General features: G+C 74.5%; 15 protein-coding genes and 1 pseudogene. 14 read left to right on the forward strand and 2 right to left on the reverse strand.

Annotated elements, in window-relative coordinates; genetic code table 11:
* Positions 1–26: 26 nt before the first annotated feature.
* Positions 27–512, reverse strand: coding sequence for a MarR family winged helix-turn-helix transcriptional regulator (locus ATM99_RS13020; RefSeq protein WP_223305058.1), 486 nt, complete (start codon positions 510–512; stop codon positions 27–29).
* A 90-nt stretch (positions 513–602) separates the two neighbouring features.
* Here ATM99_RS13020 and ATM99_RS13025 point away from each other — a divergent pair, with 90 nt between their 5' ends.
* A complete protein-coding gene (locus ATM99_RS13025; RefSeq protein ID WP_062103316.1) occupies positions 603–2,138 on the forward strand; it encodes a peptide MFS transporter in 1,536 nt (511 codons plus the stop codon).
* A 47-nt stretch (positions 2,139–2,185) separates the two neighbouring features.
* Here the strand turns inward: ATM99_RS13025 and ATM99_RS13030 are convergent, their stop codons facing one another.
* Positions 2,186–3,208: a LacI family DNA-binding transcriptional regulator gene (locus ATM99_RS13030; RefSeq protein WP_062103317.1), complete on the reverse strand. Its 1,023-nt coding sequence runs from the start codon at positions 3,206–3,208 to the stop codon at positions 2,186–2,188.
* 220 nt (positions 3,209–3,428) lie between these two features.
* Between ATM99_RS13030 and ATM99_RS13035 the strand changes: the two genes are divergently transcribed.
* The 13 genes and pseudogenes from ATM99_RS13035 to ATM99_RS13095 form a co-directional block, all read left to right on the forward strand.
* Positions 3,429–4,718, forward strand: a complete 1,290-nt coding sequence (locus ATM99_RS13035) for an extracellular solute-binding protein (protein WP_062103318.1) — start codon at positions 3,429–3,431, stop codon at positions 4,716–4,718.
* 13 nt (positions 4,719–4,731) lie between these two features.
* Positions 4,732–5,742, forward strand: coding sequence for a carbohydrate ABC transporter permease (locus ATM99_RS13040; RefSeq protein ID WP_062103319.1), 1,011 nt, complete (start codon positions 4,732–4,734; stop codon positions 5,740–5,742).
* A complete protein-coding gene (locus ATM99_RS13045; RefSeq protein ID WP_062103320.1) occupies positions 5,742–6,617 on the forward strand; it encodes a carbohydrate ABC transporter permease in 876 nt (291 codons plus the stop codon). The genes ATM99_RS13040 and ATM99_RS13045 overlap by 1 nt, the downstream gene beginning before the upstream one ends.
* Before the next feature lie 192 nt (positions 6,618–6,809).
* Complete coding sequence (locus ATM99_RS13050) at positions 6,810–9,023, forward strand: glycoside hydrolase family 3 N-terminal domain-containing protein (protein WP_082659727.1); 2,214 nt, start codon at positions 6,810–6,812, stop codon at positions 9,021–9,023.
* A gap of 112 nt (positions 9,024–9,135) precedes the next feature.
* On the forward strand, positions 9,136–10,998 hold the full coding sequence (gene ilvD, locus ATM99_RS13055) for a dihydroxy-acid dehydratase (RefSeq protein WP_062103322.1): 1,863 nt from the start codon (positions 9,136–9,138) through the stop codon (positions 10,996–10,998).
* 64 nt (positions 10,999–11,062) lie between these two features.
* Positions 11,063–12,772 (forward strand): dihydroxy-acid dehydratase, encoded by a 1,710-nt coding sequence (gene ilvD / locus ATM99_RS13060; RefSeq protein WP_062103323.1) that lies wholly within the window; start codon positions 11,063–11,065, stop codon positions 12,770–12,772.
* A gap of 227 nt (positions 12,773–12,999) precedes the next feature.
* Complete coding sequence (locus tag ATM99_RS13065; protein WP_082659723.1) at positions 13,000–13,863, forward strand: hypothetical protein; 864 nt, start codon at positions 13,000–13,002, stop codon at positions 13,861–13,863.
* 57 nt (positions 13,864–13,920) lie between these two features.
* Complete coding sequence (locus ATM99_RS13070; RefSeq protein WP_062103324.1) at positions 13,921–14,196, forward strand: hypothetical protein; 276 nt, start codon at positions 13,921–13,923, stop codon at positions 14,194–14,196.
* 169 nt (positions 14,197–14,365) lie between these two features.
* Complete coding sequence (locus ATM99_RS13075; RefSeq protein WP_062103325.1) at positions 14,366–15,217, forward strand: hypothetical protein; 852 nt, start codon at positions 14,366–14,368, stop codon at positions 15,215–15,217.
* Positions 15,214–15,756: a hypothetical protein gene (locus ATM99_RS13080; RefSeq protein ID WP_062103326.1), complete on the forward strand. Its 543-nt coding sequence runs from the start codon at positions 15,214–15,216 to the stop codon at positions 15,754–15,756. The genes ATM99_RS13075 and ATM99_RS13080 overlap by 4 nt, the downstream gene beginning before the upstream one ends.
* Before the next feature lie 68 nt (positions 15,757–15,824).
* Positions 15,825–16,091 carry a hypothetical protein gene (locus ATM99_RS13085; protein ID WP_046527857.1) on the forward strand — a complete coding sequence of 89 codons (267 nt, stop codon included), beginning with the start codon at positions 15,825–15,827 and terminating at the stop codon, positions 16,089–16,091.
* 122 nt (positions 16,092–16,213) lie between these two features.
* Positions 16,214–20,587, forward strand: coding sequence for an FtsK/SpoIIIE domain-containing protein (locus ATM99_RS13090; protein ID WP_062103327.1), 4,374 nt, complete (start codon positions 16,214–16,216; stop codon positions 20,585–20,587).
* Positions 20,588–20,613: 26 nt separating this feature from the next.
* Positions 20,614–21,972, forward strand: a pseudogene (locus tag ATM99_RS13095) (hypothetical protein); the annotation flags it as partial.

A 21,972-nucleotide genomic window follows, 5' to 3' on the forward strand; every position in this document is an offset into this window, starting at 1 on the left:
GGCGTGCCGTGCCCGGGAGCGGGTGGTCAGGCCAGCGGCGACGTCGGGACGCGTGCGGCGAGCGAGGTGCGCACGGTCGTGAGAACCGTCGTGAGATCGGTCTGCAGCCGGTCGAGGTCGACGTCCTCGACGTCCGCGAACAGGGCGGTGAACTCCTGCTCCACCCGTCGGCCGGCGGTGTCGACGAGCGCCCGACCCGCGGGGGTGAGCTCGAGAAGCACACGGCGCGCGTTGCCGGGGTCGTCGAGCGTCCGGACCCAGCCCGCCCGGACGAACGAGCCGACCCGCTTGCTCACGGCCGCCTTGGTGACGCGCAGGCAGCGCGCGAGCGACGTGACGTCCGGCCGGTCGAGGTCGCACAGCACGGCGAGGAAGAGGTACTGGTTGAAGGTGACGGCGTGCTCGCGGGTCAGCACGTCGTCGGCGTACTCGTCGAGCACGTCGACGAGGTGGTGCAGCGTGACCGTGACGCGGTCGCCGAGCGGGCGGTCGGTGGGGAGGGGGGAGTCCACGGGCATGAGTCAACCGGTTGACATGAGAGATGTCAACTGGTTGACGGTGGGTGACGTGCATCGACGGCCTCGACCCGCCACGATGGCTCGATGAGCGACACCGCCGCCGGGCCGGGTCGCGCCGCACCCGAGCCGCGAGCAGCGGCCGCGCGCGGGCGCACCCTGCTGGGCCACCCCCTCGGGCTGTACACGCTGTTCACCACCGAGCTGTGGGAGCGGTTCAGCTACTACGGGATGCGCGCGATCCTGCTGTACTTCCTCACCGACACGGTGGCCAACGGCGGACTCGGGCTCGACGACGCCTCGGGCGCCGCGCTCGTGGCGGTGTACGGGTCGGCGGTCTACCTCGTCACGGTCGTCGGCGGCTGGGCGGCCGACCGCGTCATCGGTGCGCGCCGGTCGGTGCTGTGGGGCGGCGTCGTCATCGCCGCCGGGCACGTGAGCCTCGCGCTGCCCTCGGCCGGCACCGCCTACCTCGGCATCGTGCTCGTCGCGCTCGGCACGGGTCTGCTCAAGCCGAACGTCTCGAGCATGGTCGGCGAGCTCTACGCGCGCGACGACCCCCGCCGGGACTCGGCGTTCTCGATCTTCTACATGGGAATCAACATCGGGTCGTTCACGGCACCCTTCCTCGTGCAGGCCGCGCGCGGGGTCGGGGGCTACCACGCCGGGTTCTCGGTGGCGGCGGTCGGGATGGCCCTCGCGCTGGTCGCCTTCGTGCTCGGGCGTCGTGCGCTGCACGGCGCCGGGGACGCGGTCCCGAACCCGTTGACGCCCGCCGACCGCCCGCAGGTCGTGCGCACCGGACTCCTCGTGCTGCTGGCCGTCGTCGCCGCGGGCGTCGTCGCGCGGCTGGTCGGTGCCGGTGGCGGCGGAGCGCTCGACGTCGTCATCGACGCGCTGTCGTACCTCGCGCTGGCCGCGCCCGTCGTGATGTTCCTCGTGATGTTCCGGTCGCCGAAGGTCGACCGGGCCGAGCGCTCGCGGCTCACCGCGTACGTGCCGCTGTTCGTCGCGGCCGCGCTGTTCTGGATGATCTTCGAGCAGGCCTCGAGCACGCTGTCGCAGTACGCGCGCGACCACACCGACCTCGACGTGCTCGGCGTGACGATCTCGCCCGTGCTCTACCAGTCGGTCAACCCCGCGGCGATCATCGTGCTGGCACCCGTGTTCGCGTGGCTGTGGGTGCGCCTGGGGGACCGGCCCTCGACCGCCGTGAAGTTCGCGCTGGGGCTCGCCCTCGCGGCGCTCAGCTTCCTCTTCCTCGCGGGGGCCTCCGCGGTGGCCGGTGGCGGCCGATCGCCCTGGTGGGTGCTGGTGGTCGTGTACGTCGTGCAGACGCTGGGCGAGCTGTGCCTGTCACCCGTCGGGCTCGCGGCCACGACCCTGCTGGCGCCGCGGGCCTTCCGCAGCCAGGCGATGGCGCTGTGGTTCCTCGCGCCCGCGGCGGGGCAGGCCGTCACGGCGCAGCTCATCACCCTGACCGACGGCGTCAGCCGGACCGCGTTCTTCGGGGGCATCGGGGCGGTCGCGCTCGCCGTGGCGGTCGTCATGCTCGCGCTCGCGCCGTGGGTCACGCGGCACATCCGGGAGGGCGAGGAGTCGGGCGCCGACGCGACGGCCTGACGCGCCGCCGGCCGGTCGGCCGCCGGCCCTGCGTGCCACGCGGTGCGTCAGAAGGGCGGCGGCGGGGCGGTGGTCGCCCGGACGTGCAGCTCGGTCGCCAGGCGCAGGTGCATGGGCACCTCCTGGCCCGAGACCAGGTCGGCGAGCATCCGCAGCGCCGTGGCGCCCATCTCGCGCAGCGGCTGCGCGACGGTCGTGAGCGGCGGCTCGCTCAGCGCCGACTCCGGGACGTTGTCGAAGCCGACGACCGAGACGTCGTGCGGCACGCGCAAGCCCAGCGTGCGGGCGGCGTCGAGCACGGCCAGCGCCGACAGGTCGTTGGCGGCGAACACGGCGGTCGGCCGGTCGGGGCGGTCCAGCAGCTCGTGCGCGGGCGCGGCCGAGGTCAGGCGCCGGTAGCCACCGGGCAGCACGAGGGACTCGTCGACGGGCAGGCCCGCCGCGGCCATGGCCTGGCGGAAGCCCTGCTCGCGCAGGCGTGCCGAGTCGAGGTCGGTGCGGCCGCCGAGGTGCGCGATGCGGCGGTGGCCGAGCGAGATCAGGTGCTCGGTCGCCATGACGCCGCCGGCGAGGTTGTCGGAGTCGACGGTCGGCAGGCCCGACGGGCCCGCGTGCGGGTCGATCGCGATCACGGGGACGCCCGGGTAGGTGTCGAGCACGGTGGGCGTGACGATCACGGCCCCGTCGATGAGCGTGCCGGACAGCCGCGACAGGTACCGGCGCTCCCAGCCGACCTCGCCGCCCCCGCCGCCCGAGTACGCGAGCAGCTCGTAGCCCGTGCTGGCGACCACCGAGCCGGCACCCTTGAGCAGCTCGGTCGAGAACGGCTCGAACTCCGCGACGAGGATGCCGAGCACGTTGGTGCGGTGGCTGCGCAGCGACCGCGCGCCGAGGCTGGCCTCGTACCCGAGGTCGTCGATCACCTGCTGCACCCGGGCCAGGGTCTCCTGCGAGACGCCGTACCGACCGTTGACGACCTTCGACACGGTCGCCACCGAGACCCCTGCCGTCCGGGCGACGTCGGCCATCTTGACGCGGGTGACCTGCTCCACACCGTGAGCATAGGCCATCGTGCCGATATCGTTATCGACATCGTTTGACTTGGAGCCGGACGCCGGTTCAGACTCATCAGCGTCAAGCCCGGTCGGGGACGGCGACGTCGCCGCCGAACGGGCAGCCGAGGGCCGGCGAGGGGGCCGCGACCGTCGGTGCAGGATGCGTGCTCAGCGAGGTCACGACCGCGCAGGGCGCGTCCCTACAGGGGATCGACTCGACGAAGAGGACGGGTTCATGAACGTGAGGAAGACCCTGGCGCTCACCTCCGCGGTGTTCGTCTTGGCCGCCGGCATCACGGCGTGCTCGCAGGACGGCGGCGACGGCAGCGACGGCGGCGACGTCACGATGACGTTGTGGCACAACTCGACGACCGGTGACGGCAAGAAGTTCTGGGACGACACCATCAAGGACTTCGAGGCGGCGAACCCCGGCGTCAAGATCAAGGCGCAGGTCGTCCAGAACGAGGACATGGACGGCAAGCTGCAGACCGCGCTCAACGCGGGCGACGCGCCGGACATCTTCATGTCGCGCGGCGGCGGCAAGCTCGCTGACGTCGTCAAGGCCGGACAGGTCATGGACCTGACCGACCTGATCTCGCCCGAGGTCAAGGCCGCGCTCGGCGACGGCGCGCTCTCCGCGCTCTCCGTCGACGGCAAGGTCTACGGCATGCCGCAGTCGATCCTGCCCGGCGGCATCTACTACAGCGAGGACCTGTTCAAGGCGGCCGGCGTGACCGAGACGCCGACCGACATGGCCTCGCTCAACGACGCGGTCAGCAAGCTCAAGGCCTCCGGGACCAGCGCCGTCGCGCTCGGCGCCAAGGACGCGTGGCCCGCCGCGCACTGGTACTACTTCTTCGCGCTGCGCGAGTGCTCGAAGGACACGATCGACAAGGCCGCCGAGTCGCGCAGCTTCGACGACGACTGCTTCCTCCAGGCCGGCAAGGACCTGCAGGACTTCGCCAAGACGGAGCCGTTCAACGAGGGCTACCTCACGACGTCGGCCCAGCAGGGCGCCGGGTCGTCGGCCGGTCTCATCGCCAACCACCAGGCGGCCATGGAGCTCATGGGCGCGTGGGACCCGGGCGTGATCAAGGACCTCACGCCGACCAAGGAGCCCCTCGCGGACCTGCGCTGGTTCCCCTTCCCGGCCGTCGAGGGCGGCAAGGGTGACCCGTCGGCCATGATGGGCGGCGTCGACGGCAACTCCTGCTGGGTCAAGGCCCCCAAGGAGTGCGCGGACTTCCTGAACTTCTACATGCAGAAGGAGTACCAGGAGAAGTACGCCGAGGCCTTCGTCACGCTGCCCGCCAGCAAGGAGGCGCAGGGCGTCGTCACCGACCCGGCCCTGCAGGACGTCCTCGCGGCGTACAACGACGCGGCGTACGTCTCGGTCTGGCTCGACACGCTGTTCGGCCAGAACATCGGCAACGCGCTGAACGTCGGCGTGGTCGACATGCTCGCCGGCTCGGGCTCGCCCGAGGCGATCGTCAAGGCCGTCAACGACGCTGCCGCGAAGGGCTGAGGCAGAGTCCACGATGTCATCCATCAGCGAGAACGTGCGCGACGCACAGGGCTCGCCCACGGGTCTCGCAGCCGAGGGCGGCACGGTCACCGTGCCGCCCTCGGCGGGGCGGGCCCGCGGGATCGGTTGGCGCATGCGGGCGGAGATCGCCCTGCTCGCCGGCCCGGCCCTGATCGTCTTCCTGGCCTTCGTCATCTTCCCCGTCGTCATGGCGGCGTACTACGGGTTCTTCAGCTGGCAGGGCTTCGGCCCGCCGACCGACTTCGTCGGCCTGCGGAACTACGTCACGATCCTCACCGACCCGACGTTCCACGACGCGCTGCGGCACAACGCCTTCATCATGGTGATGTCGCTCGTCATGCAGGGACCGATCGCGATCGGCCTGGCGCTCCTGCTCAACCGCAAGATGCGCGGCCAGTCGATCATCCGGGTCCTCATCTTCGTGCCGTACGTGATCTCCGAGGTCGTCGTCGGCACCGGCTGGAGCCTCATGCTCCAGACCACGGGTGCGGTGAACGACCTGCTGGGCAAGCTCGGGCTCGAGAGCCTGCAGCGCGACTGGCTGTCGGACCCGAAGATCGCCATCTGGACCCTGATGATCATCATCACGTGGAAGTACGTCGGCTTCGCCGTCATCCTCTTCCTCGCCGGGCTCCAGGGCATCCCCGAGGAGCTGTCGGAGGCCGCCGCGATCGACGGCGCCTCGTACTGGCAGGTGCAGCGGCGCATCACGCTCCCGCTGCTCGGCCCCACGCTCCGCATCTGGGCGTTCCTGTCGATCATCGGCTCGCTCCAGCTGTTCGACCTCGTCTACATCGTCTGGGGCCAGTACGTGGCCTCGACCGCGGGCACCTCGACCATGGCGACCTACATGGTCGTCAACGGGCGGAACGCCGGCAGCTTCGGCTACGGCAACGCCGTCGCCGTCGTCCTCTTCGTCATCTCGCTGATCGTCGCGCTCATCTACCAGCGCTTCGTGCTGCGGCGTGACACCGAGGGCGCGACCACGGGAGGGAAGCGCTGATGGCGACCACCACGATCCGCCGTCCGGCCACGTCCACGACGGTCAGCAAGACGTCGAACCGTCGTCGCGGCGACGCCGCCGTCTGGGGCGTCGCGGCCCTGCTGATCGCCGCGATCCTCGCGCCGGTCGTCTACATCGTGCTCGGCGGGTTCCGCACGAACTCGCAGATCACGCTCGACCCGTCGGGTCTGCCCGCGCCGTGGCAGGTCGGCAACTACCTCGACGTCCTCGGCGGCAGCGTCTTCTGGACCCAGGTGCTCAACTCGGCCTTCGCCGCGCTGAGCACGACGCTCGGGGTCGTCGCGCTCGGGCTCGCGGCCAGCTACGTGCTGGCGCGGTACCGGTTCCGCGGCCGCGGCGCGCTGTACTCGCTGTTCGCGGCGGGCCTGATGTTCCCGATGACCGTCGCGATCACGCCGCTGTACATCCTGGTGCGTGAGCTCGGCCTGATGAACTCGCTCGCGGGCGTGATCCTGCCGCAGGTCGCGTTCGCGCTGCCGACGACGATCATCATCCTGGTCCCGTTCCTGCGGGCCATCCCCGACGAGATCGAGGAGGCCTCGCTGCTCGACGGGTGCAGCAAGCTGTCGTTCTTCTGGCGGATGGTCGTGCCGCTGTCGATGCCCGGCGTCGTCACGGTCGGCATCCTCGCGTTCATCGCGAGCTGGAACAGCTACATGCTCCCGCTGTTCATCCTCAACGACGAGTCGGCCTTCACGCTGCCGCTCGGGGTGCAGGCGTTCGCGTCCCAGCACTCCGTCGACACGGCGCGCGTCCTGGCGTTCACGTCGCTGTCGATGCTCCCCGCCCTGGTGTTCTTCAGCCTGTTCGAGCGCCGCATCGTCGGCGGTCTGACGGGCGCGGTCAAGGGCTGACCGCACCGCGGTGCCCGCGCACGGTCGACGTGCGCGGGCACCGCCCCGTACCTGCTCCACACCCGTACCTGCGTCACACCTGCGTCGCGGCCGCCTGCCGCTCCCTGTCCCGAAGGAGTCGGATCCGTGACGGATCTCCAGACGGCTGCACCGTCGCAGCCCAGCACCCGCGTCCGCGACCTCCTGGAGCGCATGACGCTCGAGGAGAAGCTCGCCCAGATCGTGGGCTTCTGGGAGAAGAGCGAGGGCGAGGCCGTCGCGCCGCTGCAGGGCGAGTTCGAGGTCGAGCGCGGCCTCGACGACGTCATCAAGGACGGGCTGGGCCACCTCACCCGCGTGTACGGCACGCGTCCGATCGACGCGGTCGAGCGTGCCCGCTGGTTGTGGGACAAGCAGCGCTGGTTCGTCAACGAGACCCGCCTGGGCATCCCCGCGCTCGTGCACGAGGAGTGCCTCACGGGCCTGTCGGCCTGGGGGGCCGCCACCTTCCCGACGCCGCTCGCGTGGGGCTCGTCGTTCGACGCCGACCTCGTGACCCGCATGGGCGAGGTCATCGGCCGCTCGATGCGCACGCTCGGGGTCCACCAGGGCCTCGCACCCGTGCTCGACGTCATCCGCGACCCCCGCTGGGGGCGTGTCGACGAGTGCATCTCGGAGGACCCGTACCTCGTCGGCACGCTCGGCACGTCGTACGTGCGCGGCCTGCAGTCCACGGGCGTGCACGCGACGCTCAAGCACTTCGTCGGCTACTCGGCGTCGCAGTCGGGCCGCAACTTCGGGCCCGTGCACGCGGGCCCGCGCGAGGTCGCCGACGTGCTCCTCCCGCCGTTCGAGATGGCCGTGCTCGACGGCGGCGTCCGCTCGGTCATGCACTCCTACGCCGAGATCGACGGCGTGCCCGTCGCCGCCAACCCCGAGCTGCTCACCGGCGTGCTGCGCGACCGCTGGGGCTTCGACGGCACGGTCGTCGCCGACTACTTCGGCGTCGCCTTCCTGCACCTGCTGCACCACGTCGCGGCCGACCTCGGCGACGCCGCCGGGCAGGCGCTCGCGGCGGGCGTCGACATCGAGCTGCCCACGGGGGACGCGTACCTCACGCCGCTCGCCGAGGCCGTGCGCTCCGGCACGGTCGACGAGGCGCTCGTCGACCGCGCGGTGCTGCGCGCGCTCGCGCAGAAGGAGGAGCTCGGCCTGCTCGACGCACGGTTCGACGACGAGCCGCCCACCGAGGTCGACCTCGACAGCCCCGAGCACCGCGAGATCGCCGCGCAGCTGGCCGAGCGGTCGCTCGTGCTGCTGACCAACGACGGCACGCTGCCCGTCGCGCCCGACGCGCGCATCGCCGTCGTCGGCCCCAACGCCGACCGCACGGCCGCGCTGTTCGGCTGCTACTCGTTCCTCAACCACGTGCTCGCGCACCACCCGGACGTGCCCGTGGGCATCGAGTCGCCCACGGTGCTCGAGGCGCTGCGGCGCGAGCACGCCGCGCAGATCACCTACGCGCGCGGCTGCGCGGTCGACGACGACGACCGCTCGGGCTTCGACGAGGCCGTCGCGATCGCGTCCGACGCCGACGTCGCCGTGCTCGTGGTCGGCGACCACGCGGCGCTGTTCGGCCGCGGCACGGTCGGCGAGGGCTGCGACCGTGACGACCTCGAGCTGCCGGGCGTGCAGCGCGAGCTCGTCGAGGCCGTGCTCGCGACCGGCACCCCCGTCGTGCTCGTCATGCTCACGGGCCGCCCGTACGCGGTGGACTGGGCGCTGGGGCGCTGCGCCGCGGCCGTGCAGGCGTTCTTCCCGGGCGAGGAGGGCGGCACCGCGATCGCGGGGCTGCTCAGCGGGCGCGTCAACCCGTCGGGCCGGCTGCCGATCAGCATGCCGCGCTCGGCCGGTGCGCAGCCGTACACCTACCTGCACCCCGCGCTGGGCGGCGACGGCGACGTCACGAACCTCAGCACGGTCCCGACGCTGCCGTTCGGGCACGGGCTCTCGTACACGACGTTCACGCACACCGACCTGCGGGTCGCGCCCGGTGCGACCACCGACGGCGGCCTGGCCGTCACGGTGACCGTCACCAACACCGGCGGCCGCACGGGCGCTGACGTCGTGCAGCTCTACGGGCACGACGTCGTCGCGAGCGTCACGCGCCCCGTCGCGCAGCTGCTCGGCTACCACCGCGTCGAGCTCGCCCCCGGGCAGAGCGTCGACGTCGAGCTCGTGGTCCCGGCGCAGCGCCTCGCGTTCACGGACCGCTCGGGTCGCCGCGTGGTCGAGCCCGGCGAGCTGCGGGTGTGGGTCGGGCCGTCGTGCGCCGAGCGCGAGGTCGAGGCGGGCGTCGAGCTCGCGGGGGAGACCTACGCCGTGACGCTGGACGACGCGCGCTGGACGCACGTCACCGCCGTCTGAGCGTCCGCCCCTCGGAGGATCACAGGCCGGACGTGCGGGACGCCCCGCACCGGGGCCGACGTACGGTGGGCGGGCACCAGCACGGTGCCCGCCCCCGAAGGAGAACTGCGCGATGAGCCGTCCCCTGCGCTCACGTACCTCGACCCACGGTCGCAACATGGCCGGAGCGCGTGCGCTCTGGCGCGCCACGGGCATGGGCTCGGAGGACTTCGGCAAGCCGATCGTCGCGATCGCGAACTCGTACACGCAGTTCGTGCCGGGGCACGTGCACCTCAAGGACATGGGCGACCTCGTCGCGTCGGCGATCCAGGAGGCCGGCGGCGTCGCCAAGGAGTTCAACACCATCGCGGTCGACGACGGCATCGCGATGGGCCACGCGGGCATGCTCTACTCGCTGCCCAGCCGCGACCTCATCGCCGACTCGGTCGAGTACATGGTGCAGGCGCACTGCGCGGACGCGCTCGTGTGCATCTCCAACTGCGACAAGATCACGCCCGGCATGCTCAACGCGGCGCTGCGGCTGAACATCCCGGTGATCTTCGTGTCCGGCGGGCCGATGGAGGCCGGCAAGGCCGTCGTCGCGGACGGCGTCGCGACGACGCCGCTCAACCTCATCAACGCGATCAACTACTCGGCCGACGACAACGTGTCCGACGCGGCGCTCGCGAGCGTCGAGGAGAACGCGTGCCCCACGTGCGGCTCGTGCTCGGGCATGTTCACCGCCAACTCGATGAACTGCCTCACCGAGGCGCTCGGGCTGTCGCTGCCCGGCAACGGCTCGACGCTCGCGACGCACAGCGCGCGCCGCGAGCTGTTCCTCGAGGCGGGGCGCACGATCGTCGACCTCGCGCGGCGCTACTACGACGACGAGGACGACACCGCGGCGCCGCGGTCGATCGCGACCCGCGCGGCGTTCTCGAACGCGATGACGCTCGACGTCGCGATGGGCGGCTCGACCAACACCGTGCTGCACATCCTGGCCGCCGCGCAGGAGGCCGAGGTCGACTTCACGCTCGACGACATCGACGCGCTCAGCCGCCGCGTGCCGTGCTTGTCGAAGGTCGCGCCGAACCACCCGGACTTCCACATGGAGGACGTGCACCGCGCCGGCGGCATCCCCGCGCTGCTGGGCGAGCTCGACCGCGCCGGCCTGCTCGACCACGACGTGACGAGCGTGCACACCCCGACGCTCCGCGCGTGGCTCGACGACTGGGACGTGCGCGGCGGCAAGGCCACGCAGCGCGCGGTCGACCTGTTCCACGCCGCGCCCGGCGGCGTCCGCACGACGCAGGCGTTCTCGACGTCGAACGTGTGGGAGTCCCTCGACACCGACGCCGCGAACGGCTGCATCCGCGACGTCGCGCACGCGTACACGGTCGAGGGCGGGCTCGCGGTGCTGCGCGGCAACCTCGCGCAGGACGGCGCGATCCTCAAGACCGCGGGCATCGACCCCGACGTCTTCCACTTCGTGGGGCGCGCCCTGGTGTGCGAGTCGCAGGACGAGGCGGTCGAGAAGATCCTGCGCAAGGAGGTCGAGCCCGGCCACGTCGTGGTCGTGCGGTACGAGGGCCCGTCCGGCGGACCCGGCATGCAGGAGATGCTGTACCCGACGTCGTTCATCAAGGGCCGCGGCCTGGGCAAGGTCTGCGCGCTCATCACCGACGGCCGGTTCTCGGGCGGGTCGAGCGGCATCTCGGTGGGGCACATCAGCCCCGAGGCGGCCGCGGGCGGCACGATCGGCCTCATCGAGGACGGCGACGAGATCGAGATCGACGTCGAGACGCGCCTCATCCGCGTCAACGTGCCCGACGAGGTCCTCGCCGAGCGCCGCGCCAAGATGGAGGCGCGCGAGAACCCGTGGCAGCCGGTCGACCGCGACCGCTACGTCTCGCCCGCGCTGCAGGCGTACGCCGCGATGGCGACGTCCGCCGACCGCGGGGCCGTGCGCGACGTGAGCCGCATCCGCCGGGTCTGAGGCGCGGCCGCGCCGCTGCGCGTCATCGGGTGCCCCGGAGGTGCGGCGTGCCTACGCTCAGGCCATGACGGACGCGCAGCAGGCGGGGGTCGACATCAAGCCGCGGTCGCGGCAGGTCACCGACGGGCTCGAGGCGACGGCGGCGCGCGGCATGCTGCGCGCGGTCGGGCTCGGCGACGAGGACTTCGCGAAGCCGCAGGTGGGCGTCGCGAGCTCGTGGAACGAGATCACGCCGTGCAACCTGTCGCTCGACCGGCTGGCGAAGGCCGTCAAGGCGGGCGTGCACGCGGGCGGCGGGTACCCGCTGGAGTTCGGGACCATCTCGGTGTCCGACGGCATCTCGATGGGCCACGAGGGCATGCACTACTCGCTCGTGAGCCGCGACATCATCGCCGACAGCGTCGAGACCGTGATGATGGCCGAGCGGCTCGACGGGTCCGTGCTGCTGGCCGGGTGCGACAAGTCGCTGCCCGGCATGCTCATGGCCGCCGCGCGGCTCGACCTCGCGAGCGTGTTCCTCTACGCGGGCTCGATCATGCCGGGCTGGGTCAAGCTGTCCGACGGCACCGAGAAGGACGTGACGATCATCGACGCGTTCGAGGCCGTCGGCGCGTGCGCACGCGGACTCATGAGCCGTGAGGACGTCGACCGGATCGAGCGCGCGATCTGCCCCGGCGAGGGCGCGTGCGGCGGCATGTACACCGCCAACACCATGGCGTCCGTCGCCGAGGCCATGGGCATGTCGCTGCCCGGCTCGGCCGCCCCGCCGTCGGCCGACCGGCGGCGCGACCAGTACGCGCAGCGCTCGGGCGAGGCCGTCGTCGAGCTGCTGCGCCGCGGCATCACCGCGCGGCAGATCATGACCAAGGAGGCGTTCGAGAACGCGATCGCCGTCGTCATGGCGTTCGGCGGGTCCACCAACGCCGTGCTGCACCTGCTGGCCATCGCGCACGAGGCCGAGGTCGACCTCACGCTCGACGACTTCAGCCGCGTCGCCGCGAAGGTGCCGCACCTGGGCGACCTCAAGCCGTTCGGCCGCTACGTCATGAACGACGTCGACCGCGTCGGCGGCGTGCCCGTCGTCATGAAGGCGCTGCTCGACGCGGGGCTGCTGCACGGCGACTGCCTCACCGTCACCGGGCGCACCGTGGCCGAGAACCTCGCCGACATCGCACCGCCCGACCCCGACGGCAAGATCCTGCGCGCGCTCGACGACCCGATCCACCGCACGGGCGGCATCACGGTCCTGTCGGGCTCGCTCGCGCCCGAGGGCGCGGTCGTGAAGTCCGCGGGCTTCGACTCCGACGTGTTCGAGGGCACCGCGCGCGTGTTCGAGCGCGAGCGGGCCGCGCTCGACGCGCTCGAGGACGGCACGATCCAGGCCGGCGACGTCGTCGTCATCCGCTACGAGGGCCCCAAGGGCGGGCCCGGCATGCGCGAGATGCTCGCCATCACCGGCGCGATCAAGGGCGCCGGCCTCGGCAAGGACGTGCTGCTCGTGACCGACGGCCGGTTCTCGGGCGGCACGACGGGCCTGTGCGTCGGGCACATCGCGCCCGAGGCCGTCGACGCCGGACCGATCGCGTTCGTGCGCGACGGCGACCGCATCCGCCTCGACGTCGCGCACGCGACGCTCGACCTGGTGGTCGACGACGCCGAGCTCGCGGCCCGCCGCCAGGGCTGGACGCCGCTCGCGCCCCGGTACACGCGCGGCGTGCTCGGCAAGTACCAGAAGCTCGTGCAGTCCGCGTCGAAGGGCGCCGTGCTCGGCTGAGCGCGGCGCCGGGTGTCGACGTCGCGGACGTCGCCGCTGCCGTCCGCGCGCGAGCGCGTCGTGGTGTCACCGCTGGTCGGATCGGGTGAAAGCGTGTCCGGAACCGTCCGGGAACGTTCGGTGAGGATGAACGGCGCGCGCGCGTCGGACAGACTCCGACAGATGCACACGGACCGCACGGGCCGCCACGGCGCGCCCGCACCCAGCCCCGACGTGAGGGGGACCCCGTGCTGCGGGTGACCCTGCGCGGCGTCGGCGTGCCCACCGTCGTGCTCGGGTCCGGCGAGACGCTGCTCGTCGGCCGCGACCCGCACGCCGCGCTCCCGGACGCCGACGCGGACGCCGCGCTGCGCAGCACCGCGCTGACCCTGCCGCGCGCGGCACCGCACGTGTCGCGGCTCGTCGGCGAGATCGTCGTGGGGGAGGAGGTCGTGCGGCTGCGCTGGCGCGGCTCGACCGAGGCCCAGCTCTCGAGCCTGTTCGACGCGCCCGGCGGCGCGCGCCGCGTCGCCCTCTCCGACGGCATGGCCGCGCTGCTCGACGAGGGCGAGAACCACGTGCTGCTGCTGCGCGGACGGCAGACCGCCCCGGGGCAGTACACCGACCTCGTGCTCGTCGTCGACGTGTCCGTGCCCGTCGAGCCCGACGCGGGCCCCGCGTGGGTGCCCGAGCACGACCCCGACGGCGCCGTCACCGCACCCGCGCCGCGCCTCGAGCGGTGGTCCCGCGAGTGGTACGTCGCGCTCGCGCTCGCCGAGCCGTGGCTCGTCGGCGACGACGACTACCCGCGCCCCGCGTCGAACCGCGAGATCTACGAGCGCGTGCTCGCGTGGCGCGGGCACGCGTGGAACCTCGAGCGCGCGCAGCGCGTCGACGACGCGATCCGCGTGGTCGCGCGCATGGCGTTCGGCCCGGCGGACGACCCGTTCGCCCAGGCCGGCGGTCGTGCGCAGAACGTGCGGTTCGCGGTCGCGCGCCGCGCGGCCGAGGTGCGCCTCGTGACGGCCGACGACCTGGCCGTCGTCGAGGCCGCGCGTGCCCGCGGCGCGGGCCTCAACCCGGAAGGTTCCACCCCCGGCGCCCTGTCCTGACCGCCCGCGCGCTGCCTAGCGTGCCGGGCACCGGCCCGACGACGCGAGGAGCACGCCATGTACGACAAGAGCACCTTCCACGGCATCGACCCGCAGTACAGCCGCGAGCAGGCCCGTGCGATGCAGACGGGCGCGGGGAACCTCGACCAGATCGTCGGGCAGATCGGCTCGCTGCTGAGCCAGGTCCAGTGGTCCGGCCCGGGCGCCCAGCGGTTCCTCGGCGAGTGGGACGGCGCGCTGCGCCCCGAGCTGCAGGCCGCCGCCGAGAACATCCGCAGCAACGCCGTCGAGCTCGACCGGCGCGCCCAGATGCAGGAGGACGCGAGCCGCTGACCGGCTGCGCGGCGGAACCTTCCACCCCGCCGACGCTGGCCGCGCCGCCCGCCCGCTCCCTAGCGTCGAGACAGCGCCACCACCCCGCACCCCGGCGCACCGCACCACCCCGTACGACCCACCCGCAGCAGACCCGCCGGACCGTCCGGCCCACCGCAGGAGGCACCCGATGACCCAGCTCCAGCAGAGCGGCACGTTCCGCGGGTCCGACGTCGACGGGCTCGACCGCATCGTGCGGACCATGACCGACGCGGCCGAGTTCGCCGACGACGTCGTCACCGCGCTGCGCGTGCTCGCCGCGGCGCTCGAGGCGATGTCGTGGACCGGCTGGGCGGCCGCGTTCGCCCGCTACCTGCGCGCCGTGGTCATCCCGTGGGTCCAGACCGTCGCCAAGTACCTGCGAGGCTTCGCCCAGGTGCTCGCGCTGATCTCGCAGACGCAGAAGGACACGAGCGCGGACACCCCCACCGTGCACATCCCCGACGCGCGGTTCACGCCCGTGCAGCTGCCGAAGGCGTCGACCGTGAACGCCCCGGTGCTCGCCGCGCCCGACCCCGCGGTGCGGACGTCGCAGCCCGGTGGCGGTGCGGCCGGTGCCGGAGCGCAGGTCGTCGTGCCGGTGTCGATCGGCTCGATCACGGTGCACGTCAACGGCGCGGCCGGCGGGGGAGCGGGCGTCACGACGCCCACCGCGCCCGTGGCCCGCACCGAGCCCGGCGGTGGCGCGACCGGTGCCGGCGGCACCGGGGTGTCCGCGGGCTCGATCGCGACCGGCATCGTCAAGGACCCGGCCGGCACGGTCGGCCAGGTCGTGGGCGGTGTCGTGGGCGGGGCGATCGGCCACGCGGTCGGCGGCGGGACGTTCGGCGAGCGCATCGGCGCGGCCGTCGCCGACGGGGCGCGGGGCGCCGACGGCGGCACGGCCGACGGCGAGCCGCAGGACGACGCCGCGGCCGGCGACCACACCGGTCCCGGCACCCCCGTGGTGACCGAGCTGACGATCGACGGGACCGGGCGATGACCGCCACGACCCTCGAGCACCCCGGACCCCTGCTGCCCGGCGCGCCGCGCTTCCGCCTCGACCTGCCCGACGGTTGGCACGCCGCCCCCGCGCCGCGCGCGCTCGCGGTGGCCCGGCCCACGGTCGACGTCCCCGGGTTCCAGCCGAACCTCACCGTCACGGCCGACCTCGTGCCTGCGGGCACGACCGCCGCGCAGGTGCTCGACGCGATGCTCGCGCAGTACCCGGGCACGCGGCAGCCGGTGCCGCCGGCCGACGCGAGCACCGGCGACCACGCACCCGGCAGCGACGACGCACCCGACGGCGACCACGCACCCGACGGGACAGCCCGCGCGACGCTCGTGCGCGCGCACGGCACCGGCACCGTGCACCAGCGCGTCGACGTGCACCTCGACCCCACACCCGTGCCCGGCGACCACCGGCACGCCGTCACTGTCGTGTCGAGCTGGTCCGCCACGACCCCCACCGACCTGCGCGACGCGCTCGCCGCCGCGCACACCTCCGTCCGGCTCGGCGCCGCCGACCCGGCCCCGGCCTGACCGAGACCGGCAGAGCCACCCACCCGCCCAGGGCGCCAGGTCCGGGCACGCACCGAAGGAGAACGACCATGAGCAACGTCCTCGGCATGGACATCGCCGCCGCCCGTGACCTCGTGCGCGTCATGAACGTCGACGCCGACTCGATCACGCAGATCACGAGCCGTCTCACGCAGCAGCTGCAGTCGACGCCCTGGTACGGGCCCGACGCGCAGCGCTTCAACGCCGACTGGACCGGCCAGTACGTGCCGGCCCTGCAGCGGGTCGTCGAGGCCCTGCAGGCCAACGCCGCGGCGCTCGCGCAGCAGGCCGACGACCAGGAGACCGCGTCGTCCTGACCCCCGCCGCCGGGGTGCCGCCGCCGTCCGGCGCGGCACCCCGGCGTCCGCGTCCCGCCCGACGTCACCGGGACGCCACCACACTCGCCCTCGCCCACGCACGCACCGACGGGAGACCGCCCATGTGGCGACTGAGCGTCCAGCCGACCCGCGACAGCGGGCTGCGCGCGGTCGACGTCGAGGTCGTCGCGCGCGAGGGGGCGCGCGTCGCGGACCTCGCCCGCGCGCTCGCGGCGCACCTGGGTGCCGGCACGGGCGCGCTGCTCGCCCCGACCACCGACGGCACGCCGTGGCCGGCCGACCTGCCGCTCGCGCAGGCGCCGCTGCGCACGGGCGCGGTGCTGCCGGTCGCGTCGGTGCCCGCGTCCTGGCTCGACCGCCCGGGCGGCCGACGTGCCGTGCGGGCGCGCGTGCGCGTGGTCGCCGGCCCCGACGCGGGGCAGGAGGTCGCGGTCGCCTCCGACGCGTTCACGGTCGGCCGCGGGTCCGGCGCGACCGTGCGGCTCACCGACCCGCTCGTGTCGCGCGTGCACGCGCGCGTGCTGCTCGCGGGTGGCGTGGTCGTGAGCGACGAGGGCTCGGCGCACGGCACGCGCGTCGCGGGCCGCCCCGTGCAGCGCGCGCAGCCCGTGGGCTGGGGCGAGCGCGTCGAGGTCGGCCGCACCACGTTCGAGGTGCACCGCGGCGACGCGACCCCGCTGCCGGGCGAGACGGGCGTGCTGCGGCCGCCGCGGTTCGGTGCGCGCCTCGAGCCCGCCGAGCTCGAGGCGCCCGCGCCGCCCACCGCACCGCGCCGTGCGCCGCTGCCGTGGCCCATGATGCTCATGCCCGTGCTGCTGGGCGGTGCGATGTTCGCGATGAACCGCAGCCCGTTCTCGCTGGTCTTCATGCTCGGGTTCCCGCTCATGATGTCGGTGCAGCACGTCGTGCAGCGCCGCCAGCAGCGCGCCGAGCACGACGCGCAGCTGCGTGCGTGGCGGCACGACGTCGACGACGTCGTCACGCAGGTCGACGCCGCGGCCGCCGTGCAGCGCGAGCGCGCCGCCGCCGACGAGCCCGACCTCGTGACCGTGCGCGAGCGCGTCGCCGCGCGGCACCCCGGCACGTGGGCGCGCCGCGTCGACGACCCCGACTTCCTGCACGTGCGCGCCGGTCTCGGCCCGCGTCCCGCGCTCGTGGCCGGGACGGTCGCGCGCGGCGGCGACCGCGTGCAGCGCGACCTCGCGGTCTGCGAGCTGCAGGAGCGCGCGACGATCCCCGCGCAGCCCGTGCCGCTCGTGCTGGGCGGTCACCGGCTCGCGGCGGTCACGTGCACCGACCGGGACCGCGCCGATGCCGCCGTGCGCGCGCTGCTGGTGCGGCTCGCGGCCGCGCACTCGCCGACCGACGTCGCGCTCGCGGCCGTGCTCGGCCCCGACGCGACGCACGTCGAGACGTGGCTGCGGTGGCTGCCGCACACCGCGCACCGCGTCGCGGGCCTGCCGCCAGTGGCCGTCGGCGCGGCCGACGGGGCCGCGCTGCTCGACGCGCTCGTCGCGGCCGACGGCGCGCGCGGGCACGTCGTGTGCGTCGTCGACGAGGACGCGGGCGTGCCGCGCCGCGCCGTCGAGGCCGTCGCGGGCGCCGCCGCCGAGCGTGACGTGCACCTGCTGTGGGTGGGCCGCGACGCGATGCGCGTGCCGTCCGCGACCGACGTGCTGCTCGACCTCGACGCGGGCCTCGTGCGGCGCCGCGACCGCGGCGGCGACGACGTCGTGGACGCGGTCGACGAGCTCGACCTAGCGGCCGCGTGGGACACCGCGCGCACGCTCACGTCGTTCCGCGACGAGGCCGCCGTCGTGCCGCCCGACTCGGCGCTGCCCGACGCCGTGCGCCTGCCCGACCTGGGCTCCGACCTGCGCGACCCCGATGACGTCACCGCCGTCCTCGACCGGTGGGCGCAGTCCGCGGGCCTGCGCGCGCAGCTCGGCGCCGGCGCCGACGGCGTCGTCACCGTGGACCTGCGCGAGGACGGTCCGCACGGCCTCGTCGCCGGCACCACCGGCTCGGGCAAGTCGGAGCTGCTGCAGACCCTGCTGTGCTCGCTGGCCACCAACAACCCGCCGTCGCGCATCACGTTCCTCCTGGTCGACTACAAGGGCGGCGCGGCGTTCCGCGAGTGCGCCGACCTGCCGCACACGGTCGGCTACATCACCGACCTCACGCCCGCGCTCGTGCAGCGCGCCCTGGTGTCGCTGCGCGCCGAGCTCACGTGGCGCGAGCACCTGCTGGCCGAGCACGGCGCCAAGGACCTCGTCGCCCTCGAGAAGCTGCGCCCCGACGTCGCCCCGCCCAGCATGCTCATCTGCGTCGACGAGTTCGCCGCGCTGCTGGGCGAGGTGCCCGAGTTCGTCGACGGCGTCGTGGACGTCGCGCAGCGCGGTCGGTCGCTCGGCATGCACCTGCTGCTCGCGACGCAGCGCCCCGCGGGCGTCGTGACACCGCAGATCAAGGCGAACACCGACCTGCGGATCGCGCTGCGCATGGCGTCGACCGACGACTCGACGGACGTCGTCGAGGCGCCCGACGCCGCGACGCTCTCGCGCCGCACCCCGGGGCGCGCGTGGCTGCGGCGCACGGGCCACGGCACGCGCGAGCTCGTGCAGGTCGCGTGGGTCGGGGCGCACGAGCCCGCGCGCGACGAGGCCGCGACCGTCGCGGTCCGCGCGTTCACGGCGCGCTCCGACGCCGCGCCCGCGGCCGCGAGCGGTCGCGTCCACGAGCGCTCCGACCTCGAGCGGCTCGTGCTCACGGTCGGGGAGGCGTTCGCGCGCTCGGGCCTCGTGGCCCCCAAGCGCCCGTGGCTGCCCGCGCTGCGCGACGAGGTGCTGCTCGCGGGCGGCGAGCCCGGGGCGCTGCTGCTCGGCGCCGACGCGCGCGACGAGGCCGCCGTGCCCGGCGTCACGCCCGACGTCCACACGTGCACGCCCGGACCCGGCGTGCTGCCGCTCGGCCTGGCCGACCTGCCCGACGAGCAGACGCAGCGCCCGCTGCTCGTCGACTACGCGCGCGCCGGCCACCTGCTCGTGCACGGAGCCTCGGGCAGCGGCAAGACCGAGCTGCTGCGCACCGTGGCCCTGGCCGCGACCCTCGCGCACGACCTCGCGCCCGCGCTGGTCTACGGCATCGACGCCGCGGGCGGCGGGCTCGCGGCGCTCGAGGCGCTGCCGTCCGTCGGGTCGGTCGTGGTCGAGCAGCAGCCCGAGCGCGTCACGCGGCTCGTGCGGATGCTGCACCGCACGCTCACCGAGCGCAACGCGCTGCTCGCGCGGCACGGCGCGGCCGACGTCGAGGCGCTCGCCGCCGCGGGCGTCGTGCTGCCGCGCGTGCACGTGCTGGTCGACAACCTGCCGCAGCTCGTCGAGCACCTCGAGGGCGGCGGCCCGCTGCGCCGCGGCCACGTCGACCAGCTCGTCGCCGTGCTGCAGGACGGCCGCCGGTGCGGCGTGCACGTGACCGCCACGACCCCGCGACGCACCGGCCTGCCGTCGGCGCTCGCGGGCGCGTTCGGCCAGCGCCTCGTGCTGCGCATGACGTCGGTCGACGACTACCAGGTGCTCGGCGTGCCGCAGACCGTGCTCGACGACCGCACGCCGGCCGGCCGCGGGCTGCTGGGACGGACCGAGGTGCAGGTCGCGACCGTCGGCGGGGCGGGCACGCCGCGGCAGGCCGCGCTGCTGCGCGACGTCGCAGACCGCGAGGGTGCGCGCTACGCCGCCCAGCCGCCCGTCGCGGTGCCCGCGATGCCGACCCGCGTGCCGGTCGACCTCGTGCCCGCGCCGCAGCGCGACGACGTGTGCCTGGGCGTCGACGGCGACCTCGCGACGGGTGTCGTGCTGCCGCTGCTGCCGGCGCCGCTGCTCGTCCTGGGCCGCGGCGGGTCGGGGCGCACGTCGTTCCTGCTCGGCCTCGCGCAGGCCGTCGCGCGCGCCGCGCAGCCGCCGACGGCCGTGCACCTGCTGGGCCCGCGGGCGCGCGACGCGGCGGGCGTCACGGCCGTCGCCGACCCCGCCGCGGCCGTCGCGCTGCTCGAGGACCTGCTCGCGGCCCCGTCGCCGGCCGTCGGCGACGACGCCTGGCGCGTGCTGCTCGTGGACGACGTGCACGAGTGGGAGCGCGGCTGGGAGCGCGGTGGCGACGACCGGCGCCTGGTCGAGCTGATGGCCCGCACGGTCGAGGAGGGGCCCGCGCGCCACGTGGCCGTGGTCGTCGCGGCCGACGCCGACGAGGCACGTGCGCGCCAGCACGTCGCGGGTGCGGTCGCCGCGGCCCGGCGCGCGCGGCGCGCGGTGCTGCTCGCCCCCGAGATGGCCGACGGCTCGCTCGTCGGCGCGACCGTGCCGATGCACACGCACGAGCCCGTGACGGGCGTCGGCCGCGGCCTGCTGGTCAGCGGCGGAGGCGTCCGGGTCGTCCAGGTACTATCGCCGACAGCCGACCGGGAGACCGTCCGTTGAACCGATCAGCCACCGCATCCGGCCTGATGAGGCGCCTGCTGGGCCGTCCGGGCGACCGCCAGCGCGGCTTCGCCGAGGCCGGCGTCGCCGTCACGGGCGCCGCGCTCGTGCTGGGCGCCGCGCTCGGCTCCGGCGTGGCCAGCACCGTGGTCACCATGTCCGACGGCGTGACGTGGCTGCCCGACGACCAGACCGGGCAGGTCGTGCAGATCAACCCGGGCACGGGGCGCGCCGAGCGCCGCCTGCAGGTCGCGGGGCCCGGCGCACAGCTCGACATCAGCCAGCGTGACGGCGTGCTCGTGGTCGGCGACGGCGCCACCGGCAGCCTCACGAGCATCGACCTCGCGACGCTCCTCGCGAGCGGTCAGCGCACGAGCGACGAGCCCGCGCGGGTCCTGGTCGGCGGTGGCCTGGTCTACCTCGTGACGCCCGGCACGGGCGTGGTGCGCGCGGTCGACCCGCTGACGCTCAAGGACCTGGGGACCCCGCACCGCCTGGGCAGCGCGCTGGCCGACGCGGTCGTCGACGCGCGCGGCACGGTGTGGGCGGTGACGACGGGCGGCGACCTGCAGCAGGTGACGTGGAAGGCCGCCGACGAGCGGTTCGAGGCGGGGGAGTCGCGCCCCGTGCGGGGTGCGGGCTCCGGGACGCGGCTGCTGCCGCACGAGCGCGGGGTCACGGTGTTCGCGCCGGACGGCGGTGCCGTGCTGCAGGTCGGCGTCGGCCGCGAGCTCGCGGTCGCGGTGCCCGACCTGTCCGGCGAGGTGCTGCCCGCGGGCTCGTCGCCCACCGACCTCGCACCCGCCGGCGTGCCCGGCCGCTCGGCGGTCGTCATGCTCGCGGGCGACCGGATCCTCGACGTCGGCGTCGGTGCGCTCGGGTGCGAGCGACCCGGGCGGCCCGCCGTGTTCGCCGGCCTCGTCTACGTGCCCTGCACGGGTGCCGGACGCGTGATCGTGCTGCGCCCCGACGGCACGCGTGGCCGCCCCGACGTGGTCGTCCCCGGCGGGCGCGACCCGCGCCTGCTGGTCGACGACGGGCGGCTCGTCGTGCACACCGAGGACGGCTCGCGCGCCGTCGTCGTCGAGGCCGACGGCAGCAGCCGGGCGATCGACACGGGCCGCGCGGGCGCCCCCGTGCACGACCCGCGCGACACGGCCACCGGCCCGTCCGCCGCGGTCCCGCCGCAGCGGCCGCAGCCCACGCAGCCGCCCGGGCAGGGTGCGCCGCCGCCGGGCGGCGACGTCGACGTGCCGCAGGTCCCCGACGTGCCCACGCCGCCGGTCCTGCCCCCCGACGCCCCGGACCTGCCGACGCCCGGGGGCACCCCGACGCTGCCCGTGGGGACGCCGACCGGGGAGCCGACGGGCGAGCCGACCGGGCGC

It is taken from the genome of Cellulomonas sp. B6, assembly GCF_001462455.1.
Lineage (GTDB): Bacteria > Actinomycetota > Actinomycetes > Actinomycetales > Cellulomonadaceae > Cellulomonas.

Bases quoted from the DNA above. Each gene is read 5' to 3' on its own strand.
- ATM99_RS13025 (WP_062103316.1), top strand. From the start codon at position 603: ATGAGCGACACCGCCGCCGGGCCGGGTCGCGCCGCACCCGAGCCGCGA.
- ATM99_RS13030 (WP_062103317.1), bottom strand. From the start codon at position 3,208: ATGGCCTATGCTCACGGTGTGGAGCAGGTCACCCGCGTCAAGATGGCC.
- ATM99_RS13035 (WP_062103318.1), top strand. From the start codon at position 3,429: ATGAACGTGAGGAAGACCCTGGCGCTCACCTCCGCGGTGTTCGTCTTG.
- ATM99_RS13040 (WP_062103319.1), top strand. From the start codon at position 4,732: ATGTCATCCATCAGCGAGAACGTGCGCGACGCACAGGGCTCGCCCACG.
- ATM99_RS13045 (WP_062103320.1), top strand. From the start codon at position 5,742: ATGGCGACCACCACGATCCGCCGTCCGGCCACGTCCACGACGGTCAGC.
- ATM99_RS13050 (WP_082659727.1), top strand. From the start codon at position 6,810: ATGACGCTCGAGGAGAAGCTCGCCCAGATCGTGGGCTTCTGGGAGAAG.
- ilvD (WP_062103322.1), top strand. From the start codon at position 9,136: ATGAGCCGTCCCCTGCGCTCACGTACCTCGACCCACGGTCGCAACATG.
- ilvD (WP_062103323.1), top strand. From the start codon at position 11,063: ATGACGGACGCGCAGCAGGCGGGGGTCGACATCAAGCCGCGGTCGCGG.
- ATM99_RS13070 (WP_062103324.1), top strand. From the start codon at position 13,921: ATGTACGACAAGAGCACCTTCCACGGCATCGACCCGCAGTACAGCCGC.
- ATM99_RS13075 (WP_062103325.1), top strand. From the start codon at position 14,366: ATGACCCAGCTCCAGCAGAGCGGCACGTTCCGCGGGTCCGACGTCGAC.
- ATM99_RS13080 (WP_062103326.1), top strand. From the start codon at position 15,214: ATGACCGCCACGACCCTCGAGCACCCCGGACCCCTGCTGCCCGGCGCG.
- ATM99_RS13085 (WP_046527857.1), top strand. From the start codon at position 15,825: ATGAGCAACGTCCTCGGCATGGACATCGCCGCCGCCCGTGACCTCGTG.
- ATM99_RS13090 (WP_062103327.1), top strand. From the start codon at position 16,214: ATGTGGCGACTGAGCGTCCAGCCGACCCGCGACAGCGGGCTGCGCGCG.